Genomic DNA, 16,673 nt, shown 5'->3' with positions numbered 1-16,673 from the left:
ATTGAGATCATATACAGAATCCCCGGGTTCCGCTGCGCTGCACCCAGGCTACAATCTGATGCCATTACGCGAATACTTTAAAATATGGTTTTATCAATAGCCACATCACGTGCTGTATGAGTAGAAATCATATTTTTTTTCACCAGCTCAGTTAAATGCTGATCCAAAGTTTGCATACCCTTTGCCTGACCAGTTTGGATGGAAGAATACATTTGTGCCACTTTATCTTCACGAATTAAATTTCGTATCGCACCGGTACAAATCATAATTTCCAAAGCAGCAATTCGCCCACCACCACTTTTTTTCAATAACGTTTGCGCTACTACGGCTTGCAGTGATTCAGATAACATCGAACGCACCATGGCTTTTTCCTCAGCTGGGAACACATCAATAATCCTATTGATGGTTTTGGTTGCAGAATTAGTATGTAAGGTGCCAAATACTAAATGCCCGGTTTCCGCAGCGGTCATTGCTAAACGGATTGTTTCCAGATCGCGTAGCTCCCCCACCAAAATCACATCAGGATCCTCACGTAATGCGGAACGCAAAGCAGCATTAAAACTAAGCGTATCTCGATGAACCTCGCGTTGATTCAACAAACATTTTTTATTTTGATGTACAAACTCAATAGGATCTTCCACAGTTAAAATGTGATCATAACGATTTGAGTTGATGTAATCGATCATAGCAGCCAAAGTCGTGCTTTTTCCTGATCCTGTTGGACCAGTGATGAGTACCAATCCTTTAGGATAACTAGCCATTTCTTCAAAAATAGCCGGTAATCCTAAATCATCCATACTTAAAATTTCAGAAGGAATAGTACGAAAAACAGCCGCTGCCCCACGTAATTGATTAAATACGTTCACCCTAAAACGAGCCAGATTGGGTATTTCAAAAGAAAAATCGGTTTCCAAAAATTCTTCAAATTCTTTCCTTTGCCGGTCATTCATCACATCATAGATGATTTTTATCACCTCTTTATGCTCCAGGGCAGGTAAATTGATTTTGCGCAAATCCCCATCCACACGAATCATTGGGGGTAATCCTGCAGAAAGATGCAAATCTGATGATTTATTTTTTACTGAAAACGCTAATAGTTCTGCTATATCCATTACTTAATTCGTCCTGATTATTAATCAATAATAGGTTGAGGCTTAATTGCCAGTCCAACCACAAAATTATGATGCTACTAGATTAGCTCACGAAGTGATACTCGGCAAATAGAGTTTCTTTTGCTATTGTTAAGGTTTGCAAATATACCTAAATGATCATGAGCCTTCAGCAAAATCTATATCAAATAAAACAATTAATTAAGCAATCTGAACTGGATTTTGGCAGGGAACCAGGGAGTGTTCTATTACTTGCTGTCAGCAAACAACAAAGTATTGAGGCGATTAGCCAATTATTTCATCTTGGAGTTACTCATTTTGGAGAAAGCTATTTTCAGGAAGCACAACAAAAAATAAATGCATTAAAAAACATGCCTATATGCTGGCATTTCATTGGCCCCATTCAAAGCAATAAAGCCAAAGGGATTGCCATTTCATTTAGCTGGGTTCACAGTGTTAGCCGCTTAAAAATCGCCCAGTATCTCAATGAATATCGCCCAACTCATTTAGCGCCACTTAACATCTGTTTACAAATTAGTTTAGTAGATGAAAAAACAAAATCAGGAATTCCTCCTGAAGATGCGGCTGAACTCGCTTTGGCAATCAGTCAACTTCCTCATCTCAAGTTAAGAGGTTTGATGACGATCCCGCCCCCCCAACACAATACACAAACACAATATGATTTATTTATTCAACTCAATCAACTGATGCATACACTAAATCAGGAGCTTGGGCTCAATATGGATACATTATCTATGGGAATGAGTGATGATTTAGTTTCTGCGATTGAAGCAGGAACTACTATAGTGCGTGTAGGTAGGGCATTATTTGGTGAGCGACAAAAATAAAGTGACGCGATATAATCCTAATAAGTCAGTTTTGATAAATGCAGGATAGGGGAAAATATGTCTGGTCTTATTGCCGTAACACTCTTTATTGTTTCTTTATTTTTTTCACTTGTTATTTTCAGTTTATGGCTTCGCATTGCGATACGCTATTTACGTGTCAGTGCACTTAATCCAGTAAGCCAACTTATTTATAGAGTAACTAACCCTATAGTTAACCCAATTCAACTGATATCAAAACAGCCCTATAAACCAGGAAAAAAATATGATATCCCAGCGATTATCACCTTGGTTTTAGTTGAACTATTAAAAATTATCTGCATTAGCCTTCTTGCCTTAAATGGGCTAATCCCGATCGTATTTATATTCATTTATATAATTGCAGACTTAATCATTCAACCTTGTGATATTCTGTTTTATGCCATACTTATCCGTGTCGTCATGAGTTTTATCAATCCAGAGTGGCAAAGTCCAATTGCTGACTTCTTACGTTTGTTAACAGAACCCTTGCTAAGACTCGGTAGAAAGATTATCCCGGATATTTCAGGTTTTGATTTTTCTCCTTTTCTCATTATGGTTTTATTGAAAATTATTACCTTATTTATTCGCGCAAACCTGCCCTGGAGATTATTATAAAAGCGGCTATACTTAATTTTAAGCAGAGGATTATCAGGATTGAATTATGAAATTGACGTTCCTCAGTAGCACTGGCTTAGGATTAATCCTTTTACCTTTTAGTTTATTCGCTGATACTCAGTCGTATTATTGCCCACAAAACCACGGGTACATTAATTTAGGAATGACACCTGATGAAGTAATTGCAGCCTGTGGCCAACCAGTGAGCCAACAAGAATCAAATCAACCTGTTGTACAAAAAATTCCCATGCAACAGCTCATTTATAATAATATGGGAACTCAAACCGCCTTTTACGGGGTATGGAACGTCCCCACCGGCAGTGGCGGCGTCACATTGGAAGTCAATGTTGTGAATCAAAAAGTACGCTCTATTAAATTAAATGGCTCAGATAGCAATGCAGTATCTGTTTGTCAGGGAGCAAACATTCAGGGAGGGGATCCAGTACAAAAAGTGTATTATTCCTGTGGCACACCCTCTATGGTAAATAATACGTTTATCAATGAAGTTGTACCAACAGCTGAAAAACCTCAAGTTTGGCTCTATCAGCCAGGGGAATACCAACCTGCCGTTACCATGACTTTTGTTAATGGTAAATTGCAATCCATTCAATAGACCTCTTCCCAAACTCTACTGAGAAGACGAATTGCTTCGTCGATACGGTGCTCGAATCCTCATGTACTTGCGTGTACACTCCGGTTCTCCGCTCCGCGTCTCCTCTCACTTCGCTCTTCTCAGCGAGTTTGGGAAGAGGTCTAACTCTGCAAAAAGTGGTTGGATGATATCCTCATTATATTCCATCCTACCTCCCTATTTTTTGGCAAATCACAGTTCAACACTATGGTAAGTTAAAAAAATAAGATAAACTTTCAAAATTTTAGCGCAGAACTCCATTTAAATTGATGAGGTCACTGCTTTTCTTGAACTACTTATTGAGGTACGTTTTGAAATGACTGCAAGTATAGATGAAATCACTATTGCATTTAGTGAAAATGGGACAGAAACAGTTAAAGAGCTGGATAAAAAGGTATTAAGTAAGGGCGCATGGACTACGATTATGTTTAAGTATCAGGATTGGGATAACGCCCAAAATGATTATGGACCCGTTAAATATTCAATTCGACGCTATCAAAAACGTAATAATCAATACTGGCAAAAATCCAAATTTAATATATCCAGCGAAGATCAGGCGCAAAAAATCATTGATATTCTCAGCGATTGGTTGAAATAGATTTACATTGAAGCCAATTTTGTTATTAAATTTTTACTAATTTATGACTTTTTTAATAAATATTTTCTATCTCCCAGATTACGATTTTATATCCTGCATCTACACATGCATTTCAATATAAGTTTTTATAAATAAAAGACTTTTTCATCACGCTTCTTAATAAAATAAGCAAAAAATCTGGGGGGTTTTGCTCAATTTGAATAACTTTGTGCCCATAAAATAATCCTCAAGATTTTTTTTTGTTCTAATTATTCATTTTTCTTAAGGTTCAGTTAATTTTTGCACCTTATAATACAAATCCAATTTAACAATGATCTAAAATATTATCATGCAGACTAAAAAAGAAACTCAATCTCAAACTGGGAAAAAATCTACTGCTCCGGTATGGTCCTATCCAACCATATCCATTCCAGGATTAACAATGCCACTGGACGTAGTAAAACAAAAACTACAAAATGCAAAAACGGGGCAAAAACCAACCACCACTCCATGGTTCCCTGACCTAAGCAAGATGCCATGGTTCACAACACCGTTGGATGTAGTAAAGCAAAGAATGCAAACTCCAAAAGCGAAACAACAACCTGTATGGTTTTCGCCATATGATGTAATAAAACAAACACTGAATACACCACAAACTTTATGGAGTGTATCTACTATACTCGCAGCTACATGGTCTTCACCATTTGAAGTAGTAAAACAAAGACTACAAACTCAAAAAACGCACCACCAACCTGCGACAACAGCTCAAAAAACCACACCCAAATACCAACCTGAGGCCTCAGAATTAGGGGGTTTGCCTGGTTACGCTTGGTCAGCTATGCCATCAATGGCGACAGTCCAACAACAAGTGTGGAATGGAGCTAATTTTGTAACTATTGCATTAGCTACAAGTTTTAGTATCGTAGCTGTTCAAAGCCCGATCAAAACAGTGTTAGTTAATTTATCCAAGAGCGGTAATATGGTCCCTACTTATCAAGGCGGGCTTTGGGGACTCATGAAAGCAATGTATGCTGGAACTTCGGCTTCTATTTCAGGATCACTAGTTCGAACTGGCTACGTTACCGGAGCTAAAGGCGGCAGCAAGCCTTTAGAAGAAGGGGTTCATGAAGCGGGTAAAGAAGAGGGTAAAAAATATGCCAGCGTTAGTTACAGCTATGTTATGGCTATGGCATTAGGCGATATTTTAGTAACCCAAATACCTGAATCATTATCAACCTTGAAGAAAGTTCCTGGTCTTCTTCCTACTGACTTTACATGGAAAACTCCTAATAATGCCTGGAAATTGATGATGGGGGGGTTTATACCCAGATATGGTTCTGGAATGGTCAATTTTGCCGCTTTATGTATTCTTGAAGAGAGAATAGCAAAAGGATTACCGATTCAAGATAAAAACGTGGCCCATTTTACTTCGGGAATGTTCAGTGGTATGGCAGCTGCCTTTTTCTCATATCCATTTACATCCTTTAAAGATTACGCTCTAGTGCAATCTACGGTTAAAGATGGACGTCTGCAGAATGCAAACACAATTAAATTAACCCAAGAGTTATTTTATTGCTTCATCAGCAATCCAGGAGCTTCATTAAAATCTTTTGGAGCAATGGCTCTAAAACAAGTTCCTATACGTATGGGCTTAACAGGAGTTATCTTCGCTCTGGTTGCTGGTGTTGGTCAAACTATGGGTGAAGAACCTTTGAAAAAAGTTGTTCCAGAAGGATATCAACCCTCTTCACCAGGAAAATCCAAGCACAGTATGTTTGGGGGCAAACAAACAACTCCTCGTATTGAAGAGGTTCCAAGCAATGAAGAAACACATACTACAAGTTTTACACCAACACAAAGCGAAAAGTCTTAGTGTAGAACACTAGTTGGGGAATTTCATAACGAACCATTTTATTTTTTATAAAATGGTTCGTTATGAAAAAATAGTGTACGATAGTGCAGTGATGTGCAATTTTAGATCACACATCGCAGTTTTTAACACTATTAAAAAGGATGATAAAATGATGTCACGTCTTGGGATGTTTTTCAAACCAGTTATTGAAACCACAGGTTATTCAATTGGCGCAGCCGCAGTAGGTAGTAGCATTTATCACGCCGGAACTTATATTAACAAAAAAATAAAACAACACGAGCAAGAACAAGAGCAAACTAGAAATGATATAGATCTTCCTCGTGAAAACGATAATGAACTACATGTACCGGGACTAGGGATAAAAATTGGATTTTAAAATCCATCCCCTCACTGTCATTTATTGGCATGCATGACTCATAAAAGATCGGTGTAGTTAAATTAGATTTATTAACACCGATCCAAACTTGTCTTACATAAAACCTAAAGAAACTATACCCATTCCAAACCAGGATGAGAACGTTCGAAGTATTTCTGCACCATTTCCTCTGAAACTAAATCCAAACGAGTTGGATGCCATTGAGGATTTTTATCCTTATCAATCAATAACGCTCTGACTCCTTCATAAAAATCATAATCATGCATAAAATGACTGACTATGTCATAGTCGATTTGCAGGCATTGTGCTAAAGATAGTCCCTTTGCCTTTTGTAATTGAGCTAAAGTAACTTTAAGACTCAAGGGAGATTTTTGGGATAAAGTATTATCAACCGCTTCAGCCCATACTGTGTTGGCACTTTGTAGGGACTCGCGAATCATTTCAATTGTTGGGTGCGCAAAACAGACATCAATCAATGGCTTAATTTGACTCACTTCCTCTGTAGCAGGTACAAAAGAAAAGCGCTGTACACATTGATTGACACGTTCAAAAGCATCTGTTGATAAATCTTCATTCATTAATGCATCATATAAAGCAGGCATTTGTTCTGAAGACACTATCTTTTTAACCAATCCAGCTTTTACTGCATCGTGAGAACCCAGACGATTTCCGGTCAAGCCTAAGTAAGTACCCAAATATCCCGGACACCGTGTTAATAAATAGCTTGCACCAATATCAGGAAAAAAACCAATACCTGTCTCAGGCATAGCAAATACGAAACGTTCACTGGCTATAGGATGACTTCCGTGCATGGAAATCCCTACCCCTCCCCCCATAACAATACCATCAATTAGAGAAATATAGGGTTTACCAAAATGATGGATAAAATGGTTTAATCGGTATTCGTGCCAAAAAAACTGCATTTGCTCTGCATCATTGACTTGTCCGGCAAGATAAAGTGAACGTATATCTCCCCCAGCACAAAATGCATTTCCCGAAGCTGCACGCACGACTACTGCGTGAATAGCATCATCTTCTTTCCAAAGACTTAACTGTCTTTGTATGTTAAGAATCATATTTAAAGTCAGTGCGTTCAGTGCGTTGGGTCTATTTAATGTGATGACTCCCAATGAACCTTCTTGATTAAAAAGTACTTCATCAGTCATGATTATCTTCCTTCGAATTCAGCAGCTCGTTTGTCCAGAAATGCAATCACCCCTTCATGCTTGTCTTCAGAAGCACATACTTTAGCAAAGTGAATTGCTTCCAGATGCAAGGCCTCGGTTAAAGACAAATCATAGCCATGATCAATCACCTCCATAACACTTGCAACCGCAAGAGGGGCCATGCTCAAAATTCCACGCAATAATGTTTTCCCATGCTCCAACAAAACCTCTGGTTCTACAACGTCACTCACCAATCCCCAATGTAATGCCATTTCTGCATTAATAAATCGTCCGGTCAAACATAAATCTAAAGCGCGTCCTTTACCAATTAAACGGGCCAATCTTTGTGTGCCGCCATAGCCAGGAATAACCCCCAGTTTTACTTCGGGTTGGCCAAATTGGGCTTTAGTTGAAGCGATTCTTAATGTTGCAGAAATAGCTAATTCACAACCGCCACCGAAGGCAAAACCATTCACTGCTGCTAATGAAGGCTTACCTAAAGTTTCTAAAAGACGGAAGACTTCTTGTCCACGACATGCAAATTCATATCCTGTTTGTGCTGTACATTCAGCCAATCGGTTAATATCTGCGCCGGCACAAAAGGCTTTACCCTGGCCAGTAATTATTAACGCCTTAACTTTTGGATTTATTTTTGCATAATGGAATGATTCTTCTAAAGCATCTAATACTTCGGAGCTTAAAGCATTTAACTTTTCGGGTCTGTTCAAAGTTAAAATCAAAATTCCCTGGCTATCTAAATCTTGTTCAATTAAATTCATTTCATTTACTCCTTTTCTGTAAGAACATACCGTAGCCTGGGTGCAGCGAAGCGGAACCCGGGATAGTATGCAGCGCTAAAACCCGGGTTCCGCTTCGCTGCACCCAGGCTACAAACTACGAGCACGTCAATCAACACAAAAAGTGCTCTTCATCCAAAGTTGCCTTCGCTACAATTTCTCGCATGATTTCATTAGTGCCTTCAAGAATTTGATGCACTCTCAAGTCTCTGAATATTCGCTCAATTTGATAATCACGTAAATAACCATATCCCCCATGTATTTGCATTGCTTTGTCACAAATACGGAAGGCAACATCCGTAGCCAAACGTTTCGCCATGGCACAATACAGAGGAACTTGAGAATCATTTTTATCCATAGCATTTGCTGCTCGATAAACCATTAAACGCGCTGCTTCGTAATCAGTTAGCATATCCGCAAAATAAAAACGTAATGCTTGCATCTCGGTGAGTGGTTTACCAAATTGTTTACGTTCGTGCATATAGCTTTGAGTTAATCGTAAGCAAGCAAGGGCCCCGCCTAATGAACATGAGGCAATATTTATCCGTCCCCCATTTAAAGCATTCAATGCAATTTTAAATCCCATACCTTCATCACCAACACGATTTGCAATAGGTACGCGGCAATTTTCAAAATACACCATACAGGTAGGTTGACTATGCCATCCCAATTTTTTCTCTAACTTACCAAAACTTAATCCTGGCGTATTTTTTTCGATCAACAAGCAACTTATTCCATGATGGGACTCATCACCAGTGCGAACCATACATAAATACACATCACTTGCTGAACCACCTGAAATAAAGGCTTTGGAACCATTAAGAACATAATAGTCTCCATCTTTTACAGCTCTGGTTTTTAAAGAGGCCGCATCAGATCCGGATTCAGGCTCAGTCAAGCAATAACTACCGAGCACTTCCATGGAGGTTAATTTAGGTCCCCACTTCATTCGTAACGCAGCATCAGCATATCGATCAACTAAAGAAGTAACCATATTATGAATGGAAAGATAAGCACTAGTACTGATGCAGCCTGTTGCTAATTGTTCAAACAATAATGCAGAGTCTAACCGCGTTAACTGTGCCCCGCCAATATCTTCTCGCGCCATCATCCCAGCCATTCCTAATGCGGCGGCTTCACGTAAAACCTCTATGGGAAAATAATGACGCTCATCCCAATTATCAGCCATTGGAGCCAATTTCTCGCGCGCAAAATCAGCTGCCATCTCACGAAAGGCTAAATGTTCTGCTGTGAATTCAAAATCCATAAACTATCCTTAGAAAATTTATTTAAATGTATTATTATTGCGAATTTTTATCATCCATGAAAGAGATATGCTTCGAAAAATACCTAGAACATTTTATGAACGTGATACAATTCGTGTTGCCAAAGAGCTTTTAGGAAAATACCTTATCCATAATCAATCCGGACTTGAATATATAGGAAGGATTGTCGAGGTAGAAGCGTATCTAGGACAACATGATCTCGCCTCCCATTCCTCTAAAGGCCTTACCCAAAGAACGAAAGTCATGTTTGGTCCAGCTGGATATGCCTATATCTATTTAATTTATGGAATGTATTATTGTACCAATGTTGTTACAGAAAATGAGGGTACAGGTTCTGCAATCTTGTTACGTGCTGTCGAACCCATCAAAAACATTCAAGGACGAACGCAGGGTCCCGGACTTCTTTCCAAAGCAATGCATATAGATAAACAATTGAATCAACATGATTTAACCGGCGATATTTTTTACATTGCGGAAGCAGAAAACCAAAATCCGTTTACCATTGTGGAAAAACCAAGAATTGGGGTTCATTATGCAAAAGATTGGGCAGAAAAATTACTGCGCTTTTATATAAAAGATAATGCTTTTATTTCCAAACCATAATTCTTAAAAAAGCGGTCTACTGCTTTTTTAAGGATAATGATATGATTGCAAATTTCCTGCTCGTGAAAAAAAATAAGAATAATCCTAGAAAAAGCAGTAGACCGTAGCGAGCAAATTAAAGGTGCTGAAGATAATGGATTTTTTTGAATTTTTTTCGCGAAAGCAGTAGTCACCGCTACGGTGAGTGAAAAAATTCAAAAATCCGGCAGATTGAGTACCTTTAGCTTGCGTCGCGGGTTTCAACTGCTTTTTCTAGGATAATACATGGAAACTCTTGCAGCACCTGTAATTCGTAATAACTCACTTGCCGTACTCAAAGAATATTTTGGTTTTGACTCGTTTAGAACACCTCAGGAAGACATCATTCATGATGTTATTGCAGGATATGACGTTCTCGTTTTAATGCCCACAGGAGGTGGGAAGTCTCTATGCTATCAAATACCTGCCATAGTAAGACCAGGAATAGGTATTGTTGTTTCTCCATTGATTGCATTAATGGAAGACCAAGTGGCTGCACTTAGATTACAGGGAATTCGTGCTGCATATTATAACTCCTCTTTAACCAGTGAAGAGGCAAAAAACGTATTAATGCAATTACATCATAATGAATTGGATTTACTGTATATCGCTCCTGAACGGCTAATTAGCACATCATTCCTGGAGCGCTTAAAAGAATGCCATATCGCACTTTTTGCCATTGATGAAGCCCATTGCATCTCTCAATGGGGGCATGATTTTCGACCCGAATATTCTGCTTTAGGTATTTTAAAAAACCATTTTCCTGATATTCCGATTATTGCTTTAACTGCAACTGCTGATAAACAAACACGCCAGGATATTGTTAATCAATTAAACTATTCACCCAAAAAATACATTGCTTCATTTAATAGACCCAATATCCATTATAAAGTAGTCCCTAAAACCAATGCAGTGAAGCAATTAAATCAGTTTTTGCAAACAGTAGAACAACAATCAGGGATTATTTATTGCGGCACCCGCACCAGCGTAGAAAATCTTGCCAAAAAATTACAAGAAATCGGTTTCAAAGCTCGTGCCTATCATGCTGGACTTTCTCATAAAGAACGCCGAGAAGTCCAAACTTTATTCAGGCACGATCGCATTGACATTGTTGTTGCCACGATCGCTTTTGGGATGGGGATTGATAAATCTAATGTTCGTTTCGTTGTTCATCATGATTTACCTAAAAATATTGAAGGCTACTACCAAGAAACAGGACGTGCTGGACGTGATGGATTGCCAGCCCAAGCACTGTTACTCTATGATCCAGCAGATAGTGCACGATTACGCTCCTGGATTATTAATAACCCGCTCGATGAACAAAGACGGGTTGAAACCAATAAGCTCAACCACATGCTTGCTTTCGCTGAAGCATCCTATTGTCGCCGCCAAATTTTATTACGTTATTTTGATGAACCTTGTGATACGGAATGTCAATATTGCGATGTCTGTGAAAATCCACCAATAACCGCTGATGCAACAGAAGATGCGCAAAAATTCTTATCCTGTATTTATCGATTACGGCAAAATTATGGTTTAACACATACCATAGACGTATTGCGCGGCAGTTCTTCAGATAAAATAAAACAATACGGTCATGAACAAATAAGTACCTTTGGCATCGGTAAAGACAAATCTGTCCACTATTGGAAGCACTTGGCCTGGCAACTCATTCATAAAGAATATTGTGTGCAGGACATGAATCACTTTAATGTTCTTAAATTAACACCCAAAGCCATTCCTTTGCTTAAAGGTGAAGAAAAAATCTCGCTTACTTTACCCAGTTATGATCTGAAACGGAGTAAAAAGAAAACAAAAGAACGACGCTCAATTGAAACGACGAACACCCCATTATTCGAATTGCTTCGTGCATTAAGACGCCAACTGGCAGATGAAGAAAATAAACCACCATTTATGATTTTCAGCGATGCAACCTTACATGCAATGGCCGAAGTAAAACCTAAAAATTTGGAACAGTTACTTGCAGTTCCCGGAGTAGGTCAACACAAATTAGCTCATTATGGAAGTCAGTTCCTTAAGGTATTGAATGAATACAGCGAATAAAATTAATTTGCAATGTATTTTGCTAAACTAGGAAGAATTATAGACTGGGTTCAGCGCAGCGAAACCCGGGTTCCGTGACGTTGCACTAGTACAGATAATTAAAAACTTTTCACTCCATGGTATGCGCTATACTATAGATACAAAGGATTGTAGAGATTTAAAATTGACCTCACTCCATAAAGAGAAAATTGAATTTCTTTTGGAAGGATCGCTGCGCGCCATACCTTTTAATATCATTTTAGCTGTATTATTGGCATTAGAACTCCTGTATTGGAACGTTCCTTTGTCAATGGTTCTATGGATAACTCCCGTTATTTTGCTCAGTACATTTAAATGGTTTTTTTGTCATTACCTTTTCAAAAAAGAACGGTATGAACATCCCCATATTTTAATTTATTTTACTCTGCTCACACTCACCATAGGAGTTGCCTGGGGAAGCTTTTATTGCCTTATGTTCCCCTATATATCTGTTGGACAAGAATTTATTATTGTTTTAATGTTAGGTGGATTAAGTGCTGGTGCAATAGCTTCGCTGTCTGTCTATCTTCCGGCTTATTATGCGTATGTCTCCCCTATCTTTTTCCAGCTGATCGTTTATAACTATTGGATATATAAAGAAGAAAGAATAGTTCTTGCATTTATGTTTATATTTTTTTTTATAGTGCTGAACTTTTCTGCAAGAATGAATAATTCTTTGTTAAATAAAGTATTTTTGTTATCTCGAGAAAAAGAAAAATTAATTGATGACTTAGAAACACTCTCCATAACCGATGCGTTAACCGGTTTATATAACAGACGTTATTTTCAATTAATATTGCAGAAGGAATATGAAAACGCTCAGCGTAATAATTACACAATAGTTCTGGTTTCTATTGATGTAGATAACTTTAAACTGATCAATGACAATCTAGGACATACTTATGGTGATAATTTTTTAATTTTTGTTGCTGGATTATTAAAAAAATCATTTCGCCGTGCTAATGATACGATTTGTCGTGTTGGCGGTGATGAGTTTTTCGTCATTCTTGTGAACCAAACTATTGAGAACAGTCTCGCCGTTTGTTATTCATTTAATAAACAATTCAATAACAAAAAATCGAAGAAAAAATCGATAATGAAGGACGTCACCTTAAGTATGGGCATAGTATCTACACCATCTAATAAGTTCAAAATTGATAATTTAATTGCATTAGCGGATGAAGCGCTTTATCAGGCTAAAAACGAAGGCAAAAACAAAATAGTTGTAAAAGAATGGAATGACTCTCCGTAGGCTTTGATGTGTGACAGGATCTGAGCTTAGTTAAGTAAAAATTCCTAGGTTTCGCTTCGCTGCACCCAGGCTATGGCAATACCAACTCGCCTTGAGCGTTAAAACGATATCGATTTTGATCCCAACCCTGACCAAAAAGTCTGAGTACGGAGCTGTAATAACTGTCAGCAGTCAGTTCCTCTGCATCAATACGCTGTCTTTGTACTGCAAGCTCTGAAGGATTATTTGCTAATAATGGTAATAGTGCAGCAGCAAAACCAATAGAGCCTTTGCCTTCTGTTTTACCCGTCAGAATATTAATTTCTTCTGGTGGAGCCCCCAATTGTTGCGTCAGTCCAATAATAGGCAAAAAGTGTTTTATCAATTCTGCTGCCTGAGGTGCATCCTGAGCTAACATCCCTACCCAAAGATAAACACGAATCGCATTATAACTACCTAAATTAGGATGCTTTAGATCAGGTTGCCAGCCATGATTCTTTTTCCAAATAACCCAATCCGGCGCAAATCCTTTGGGGGAAGTTTCTAACAACAACCGTCTGCTATTTCGCTCAAGGATATTCCATTGGCTGTTGAGTTGAGTAAATCGGGCAAATAACTGAGGCGGTAAATAACTGGGATTAAGACGCCAGTAGTTTTTAAAATTAAACCCGAACTTACCTGGAAGTAGCATGAGTCCAAATCCTGGAATTTGAACTACCTCTTCCTTCAGAATACGTTGAAGAAGCTTTTTACCAAGAGAATCATAGCGCTTATTGTTCCATAGGCGTCCTGCTTCCAGTAAACTATAAGCAATCCATAAGTCAGAATCAGCAGCCGAATTACGGTCTAAAACAGTCCATTTTTTTTGAGTATTTTGTCCCCATTCCCATGCAGGTAAGTGCGCCCCCAAATCACCTGCAGCAAGATTTTTTTCAGTCCAGTGTAATAATTTATCAAACATAGGTTGATCATGAGCAACTAAAGCAAAGAATAATCCATAACTTTGCCCCTCAGAAGTAGTTTTTCTTTCCGGAAGTTGTGGATCAATGACTCGTCCATCCGTACTGATGTAGTACTGCTTAAATTTCTCCCAAATTGGCCATTGGGTACTTGCCATGACGTTACAAATACCCAATATAAATAAAATAATAATTAATAAGCACTTCTTATTTTTTAATTTAAAAATCACGTTTTATCCTTTTGAGTGCCTTTCAAACGATGTCGGATGAGGGCTGACAAACCATTCCACATCAAGAATGTAATAATTACAGCAGCCAAAAGAGATAAAAGTGCTAGACTAATTGGATGTTTTTGCAACGACTCCCAAAGTCGATCCAATAATGGTAGATATCCCAGATAGTACTTATTACCTACCCGTAAACTATTAATTCCAGAGTCACGGATTACAGCCACGGAACCAAAGATTTTGTCAACATTTTTATTATTAGTTAATGCCCTATTGAGTAGATCAAAACCTTGCTGACTTTCAGCTAATAAAGCAACAATACTGCGTTTTTTGTAATATGGGGATTGGATACCGAAAATAGCTGCTACAGAACCCATTGCAGTGACGGTAGTTTTACTTTCAGCTGCACTGAAAGGAGTCAGTCGTTGTGTATCTGGCATTGCATTTCTATTTAAAGGTTTTTTAATCCAATCTTGGGTTTTATTAATCAGCAGATTAAGATCATCATTATCACGAAGGTCTTTAGGTAACGTACCAATAATTAAAATATCAGCATCTTTATTTTTAACTTGAGACCAGTTATCTGTCAAAGTCATCGCTAAAACAGGATAACCTGTTGCTGCCCCAATGTTACCCGAAACATTAAGCAAAGAAGTCACTGCTTCAGGTTTTGATTGTGGATCAATATAAACTACCGTTTGTGACAGATCAGCCAAAATACTAAAAGGAAAACCTGAACTCATGAACGCATTGAGATTAGGCATTGCAATATAATGATAATAATTGGAGAGATCTAAAGTTGAAGCATCATCAATTACTCCTAAATTATTAATTACCTGATAAGTAATGCATTGTTCATTTTGCACTCCTCCAGCCACTTGTGTTCCATATGCAAAATCAAAGGTAAATTGGTTATGTGCCCCTAATTTTGCTGGAATATAGAGTTGTTTACTTGTTACTGCCATATTTCCTGCAAAAGCGTTCTCTCCCTTGGGCTCCAACATATAGCTTTTTACAAAGGAATTATTCAGACTAATCTGCAGCTGTGAAATACTTGCTGCTGGCGGTAATGAGTAACGATACTTTAAGAATAAATCAATACCTCTGCTTTGATGCAAAAATAAATCAGGTGGGATATTAAATCTAAGAGAGATGGGAAAAGGAGTAAACCCTTTTGTTTGGAGTTGCTCGTCAAATTCTTTTAATTTTGCAAAAGTTACTGGCTTATAGGTAGGTATCCAGTTTGGCGCATCATAAGGCTTTCGAGGTTGTAACATTTTTACGTTATCGATACTAACGCTTGGTCCTCGAAAAAGGACATTACCTTGCGCTATGCCCTGGACAGCAGTTACTAAATCCTTATCATCACGTCCCGAAATCACCAGTAATTTAATATAGGGATTATTTGGATGACTTATCATTTCGACTGTAGGAGCTTGCACAGTTTTATAATTTTTCAAGAAATTAGGTCTTTGCGCATTCGTCGCAAATATTATGGCATTGCTTGTAGGTACCTGATTATACAAAACAGGGAAAGTCGATCCACGCCATAGAGCCTTACTTCCAAACCATGATGCCAGAATTGCTGCAGCACGCTGTTGCGCCAAATTAGGTTGCTCAGAAAATATAATGGGTAGATTTAACCGATTCTTATCTAGTGGGTCAAAAAAAGGCGCAGGAAAATGTGAGAGATCATTTTTCAAAAGTAAGGTTTGGAAATTCAACTCAAGATAGCTGTTCTTGTCAATATCCATCCATATTGAACTGTGTGCTGGATTTTCACAAATCGCTTTATAATGACCGATAAACTCAAGACGGAGACGGTTAAAATCATTGATAAAACGAGAATCGATGGGTATGTCTATGGAATTCAATTTACCTAATTGTTCAGCACTAATTGCGATCACGTCGACCAATTGGTCATTTAGATAAATTTTAAGTTGCGACAGCAAAGGAATAAGTGAGGGTGAAGGGATAAATTGCAAATGTAATGCTGCTTGAAATATCAATTCATCTTTACGCATGGTAAACTCGATATTTCTTCCTGTAGTGAAGTTACCTAAAGTAAAATTGCCTTGCTGCTGATTTAAATTATTAAAATATAACTTAACTTTTCGTGTTGGAACATTGGCTGGAACAGATAATATAGGTTTTGCAATCTGGTCTGGATTTGTTGTAACAACAGGAGCAGCGTGTAAATGAAATCCAAAAACCAGTAATGTAATCCAAATTATTTTTCTTATCATTATCTCATCCA

The 16,673-nt window shown here is 38.0% G+C and carries 15 protein-coding genes; 9 read left to right on the top strand and 6 right to left on the bottom strand.

Features of this window, described 5'->3' with window-relative positions; translation table 11 throughout:
- Positions 1-77: 77 nt before the first annotated feature.
- A complete protein-coding gene (locus tag Lani_RS09860; RefSeq protein ID WP_019233672.1) occupies positions 78-1,112 on the bottom strand; it encodes a type IV pilus twitching motility protein PilT in 1,035 nt (344 codons plus the stop codon).
- Positions 1,113-1,270: 158 nt separating this feature from the next.
- Here Lani_RS09860 and Lani_RS09855 point away from each other — a divergent pair, with 158 nt between their 5' ends.
- The 6 genes from Lani_RS09855 (at position 1,271) to Lani_RS09830 (ending at position 6,047) form a co-directional block, all read left to right on the top strand.
- Complete coding sequence (locus Lani_RS09855; RefSeq protein WP_019233673.1) at positions 1,271-1,957, top strand: YggS family pyridoxal phosphate-dependent enzyme; 687 nt, start codon at positions 1,271-1,273, stop codon at positions 1,955-1,957.
- A 57-nt stretch (positions 1,958-2,014) separates the two neighbouring features.
- Positions 2,015-2,590, top strand: coding sequence for a YggT family protein (locus tag Lani_RS09850; RefSeq protein WP_019233674.1), 576 nt, complete (start codon positions 2,015-2,017; stop codon positions 2,588-2,590).
- A gap of 46 nt (positions 2,591-2,636) precedes the next feature.
- Positions 2,637-3,203, top strand: a complete 567-nt coding sequence (locus Lani_RS09845) for a DUF2845 domain-containing protein (protein ID WP_019233675.1) — start codon at positions 2,637-2,639, stop codon at positions 3,201-3,203.
- A 334-nt stretch (positions 3,204-3,537) separates the two neighbouring features.
- The gene (locus tag Lani_RS09840; protein WP_019233676.1) at positions 3,538-3,819 is read left to right on the top strand and encodes a hypothetical protein; all 282 of its coding nucleotides are present in this window, start codon (positions 3,538-3,540) and stop codon (positions 3,817-3,819) included.
- A gap of 328 nt (positions 3,820-4,147) precedes the next feature.
- Positions 4,148-5,671 carry a hypothetical protein gene (locus Lani_RS09835; RefSeq protein ID WP_019233677.1) on the top strand — a complete coding sequence of 508 codons (1,524 nt, stop codon included), beginning with the start codon at positions 4,148-4,150 and terminating at the stop codon, positions 5,669-5,671.
- A 148-nt stretch (positions 5,672-5,819) separates the two neighbouring features.
- Entirely contained in the window at positions 5,820-6,047 is a 228-nt protein-coding gene (locus Lani_RS09830; protein ID WP_127908245.1) for a hypothetical protein, read from the top strand.
- Positions 6,048-6,160: 113 nt separating this feature from the next.
- Here Lani_RS09830 and Lani_RS09825 read toward each other — a convergent pair whose 3' ends face one another.
- The 3 genes from Lani_RS09825 to Lani_RS09815 form a co-directional block, all read right to left on the bottom strand.
- Positions 6,161-7,213, bottom strand: a complete 1,053-nt coding sequence (locus tag Lani_RS09825; protein ID WP_019233679.1) for an enoyl-CoA hydratase/isomerase family protein — start codon at positions 7,211-7,213, stop codon at positions 6,161-6,163.
- Between the two features lie 2 nt (positions 7,214-7,215).
- Positions 7,216-7,992, bottom strand: a complete 777-nt coding sequence (locus Lani_RS09820; RefSeq protein ID WP_019233680.1) for an enoyl-CoA hydratase/isomerase family protein — start codon at positions 7,990-7,992, stop codon at positions 7,216-7,218.
- 130 nt (positions 7,993-8,122) lie between these two features.
- Entirely contained in the window at positions 8,123-9,277 is a 1,155-nt protein-coding gene (locus Lani_RS09815; protein WP_019233681.1) for an acyl-CoA dehydrogenase family protein, read from the bottom strand.
- A 67-nt stretch (positions 9,278-9,344) separates the two neighbouring features.
- Between Lani_RS09815 and Lani_RS09810 the strand changes: the two genes are divergently transcribed.
- From Lani_RS09810 to Lani_RS09800, 3 genes are all read left to right on the top strand, one after another.
- The gene (locus Lani_RS09810; protein WP_019233682.1) at positions 9,345-9,899 is read left to right on the top strand and encodes a DNA-3-methyladenine glycosylase; all 555 of its coding nucleotides are present in this window, start codon (positions 9,345-9,347) and stop codon (positions 9,897-9,899) included.
- 264 nt (positions 9,900-10,163) lie between these two features.
- On the top strand, positions 10,164-11,981 hold the full coding sequence (gene recQ, locus Lani_RS09805; protein ID WP_019233684.1) for a DNA helicase RecQ: 1,818 nt from the start codon (positions 10,164-10,166) through the stop codon (positions 11,979-11,981).
- A 163-nt stretch (positions 11,982-12,144) separates the two neighbouring features.
- Positions 12,145-13,251, top strand: a complete 1,107-nt coding sequence (locus Lani_RS09800; protein WP_019233685.1) for a GGDEF domain-containing protein — start codon at positions 12,145-12,147, stop codon at positions 13,249-13,251.
- A gap of 70 nt (positions 13,252-13,321) precedes the next feature.
- Here Lani_RS09800 and bcsZ read toward each other — a convergent pair whose 3' ends face one another.
- Together bcsZ and bcsB are read right to left on the bottom strand one after the other, a co-directional pair.
- The gene (bcsZ, locus tag Lani_RS09795; protein WP_019233686.1) at positions 13,322-14,419 is read right to left on the bottom strand and encodes a cellulose synthase complex periplasmic endoglucanase BcsZ; all 1,098 of its coding nucleotides are present in this window, start codon (positions 14,417-14,419) and stop codon (positions 13,322-13,324) included.
- Positions 14,416-16,662: a cellulose biosynthesis cyclic di-GMP-binding regulatory protein BcsB gene (gene bcsB / locus Lani_RS09790; protein WP_019233687.1), complete on the bottom strand. Its 2,247-nt coding sequence runs from the start codon at positions 16,660-16,662 to the stop codon at positions 14,416-14,418. The genes bcsZ and bcsB overlap by 4 nt, the downstream gene beginning before the upstream one ends.
- Between the last annotated feature and the right edge of the window lie 11 nt (positions 16,663-16,673).

The sequence above is a fragment of the Legionella anisa genome (assembly GCF_001467525.1).
GTDB lineage: Bacteria > Pseudomonadota > Gammaproteobacteria > Legionellales > Legionellaceae > Legionella > Legionella anisa.
Note: the sequence above shows the minus strand (reverse complement) of the source record. Positions and strands in the feature narration are given on the sequence as shown.

Bases quoted from the DNA above. Each gene is read 5' to 3' on its own strand.
- Lani_RS09810 (WP_019233682.1), top strand. From the start codon at position 9,345: ATGCTTCGAAAAATACCTAGAACATTTTATGAACGTGATACAATTCGT.
- Lani_RS09840 (WP_019233676.1), top strand. From the start codon at position 3,538: ATGACTGCAAGTATAGATGAAATCACTATTGCATTTAGTGAAAATGGG.
- Lani_RS09815 (WP_019233681.1), bottom strand. From the start codon at position 9,277: ATGGATTTTGAATTCACAGCAGAACATTTAGCCTTTCGTGAGATGGCA.
- Lani_RS09855 (WP_019233673.1), top strand. From the start codon at position 1,271: ATGAGCCTTCAGCAAAATCTATATCAAATAAAACAATTAATTAAGCAA.
- Lani_RS09850 (WP_019233674.1), top strand. From the start codon at position 2,015: ATGTCTGGTCTTATTGCCGTAACACTCTTTATTGTTTCTTTATTTTTT.
- recQ (WP_019233684.1), top strand. From the start codon at position 10,164: ATGGAAACTCTTGCAGCACCTGTAATTCGTAATAACTCACTTGCCGTA.
- Lani_RS09845 (WP_019233675.1), top strand. From the start codon at position 2,637: ATGAAATTGACGTTCCTCAGTAGCACTGGCTTAGGATTAATCCTTTTA.
- Lani_RS09820 (WP_019233680.1), bottom strand. From the start codon at position 7,992: ATGAATTTAATTGAACAAGATTTAGATAGCCAGGGAATTTTGATTTTA.
- bcsB (WP_019233687.1), bottom strand. From the start codon at position 16,662: ATGATAAGAAAAATAATTTGGATTACATTACTGGTTTTTGGATTTCAT.
- Lani_RS09830 (WP_127908245.1), top strand. From the start codon at position 5,820: ATGATGTCACGTCTTGGGATGTTTTTCAAACCAGTTATTGAAACCACA.
- Lani_RS09835 (WP_019233677.1), top strand. From the start codon at position 4,148: ATGCAGACTAAAAAAGAAACTCAATCTCAAACTGGGAAAAAATCTACT.
- Lani_RS09860 (WP_019233672.1), bottom strand. From the start codon at position 1,112: ATGGATATAGCAGAACTATTAGCGTTTTCAGTAAAAAATAAATCATCA.
- Lani_RS09825 (WP_019233679.1), bottom strand. From the start codon at position 7,213: ATGACTGATGAAGTACTTTTTAATCAAGAAGGTTCATTGGGAGTCATC.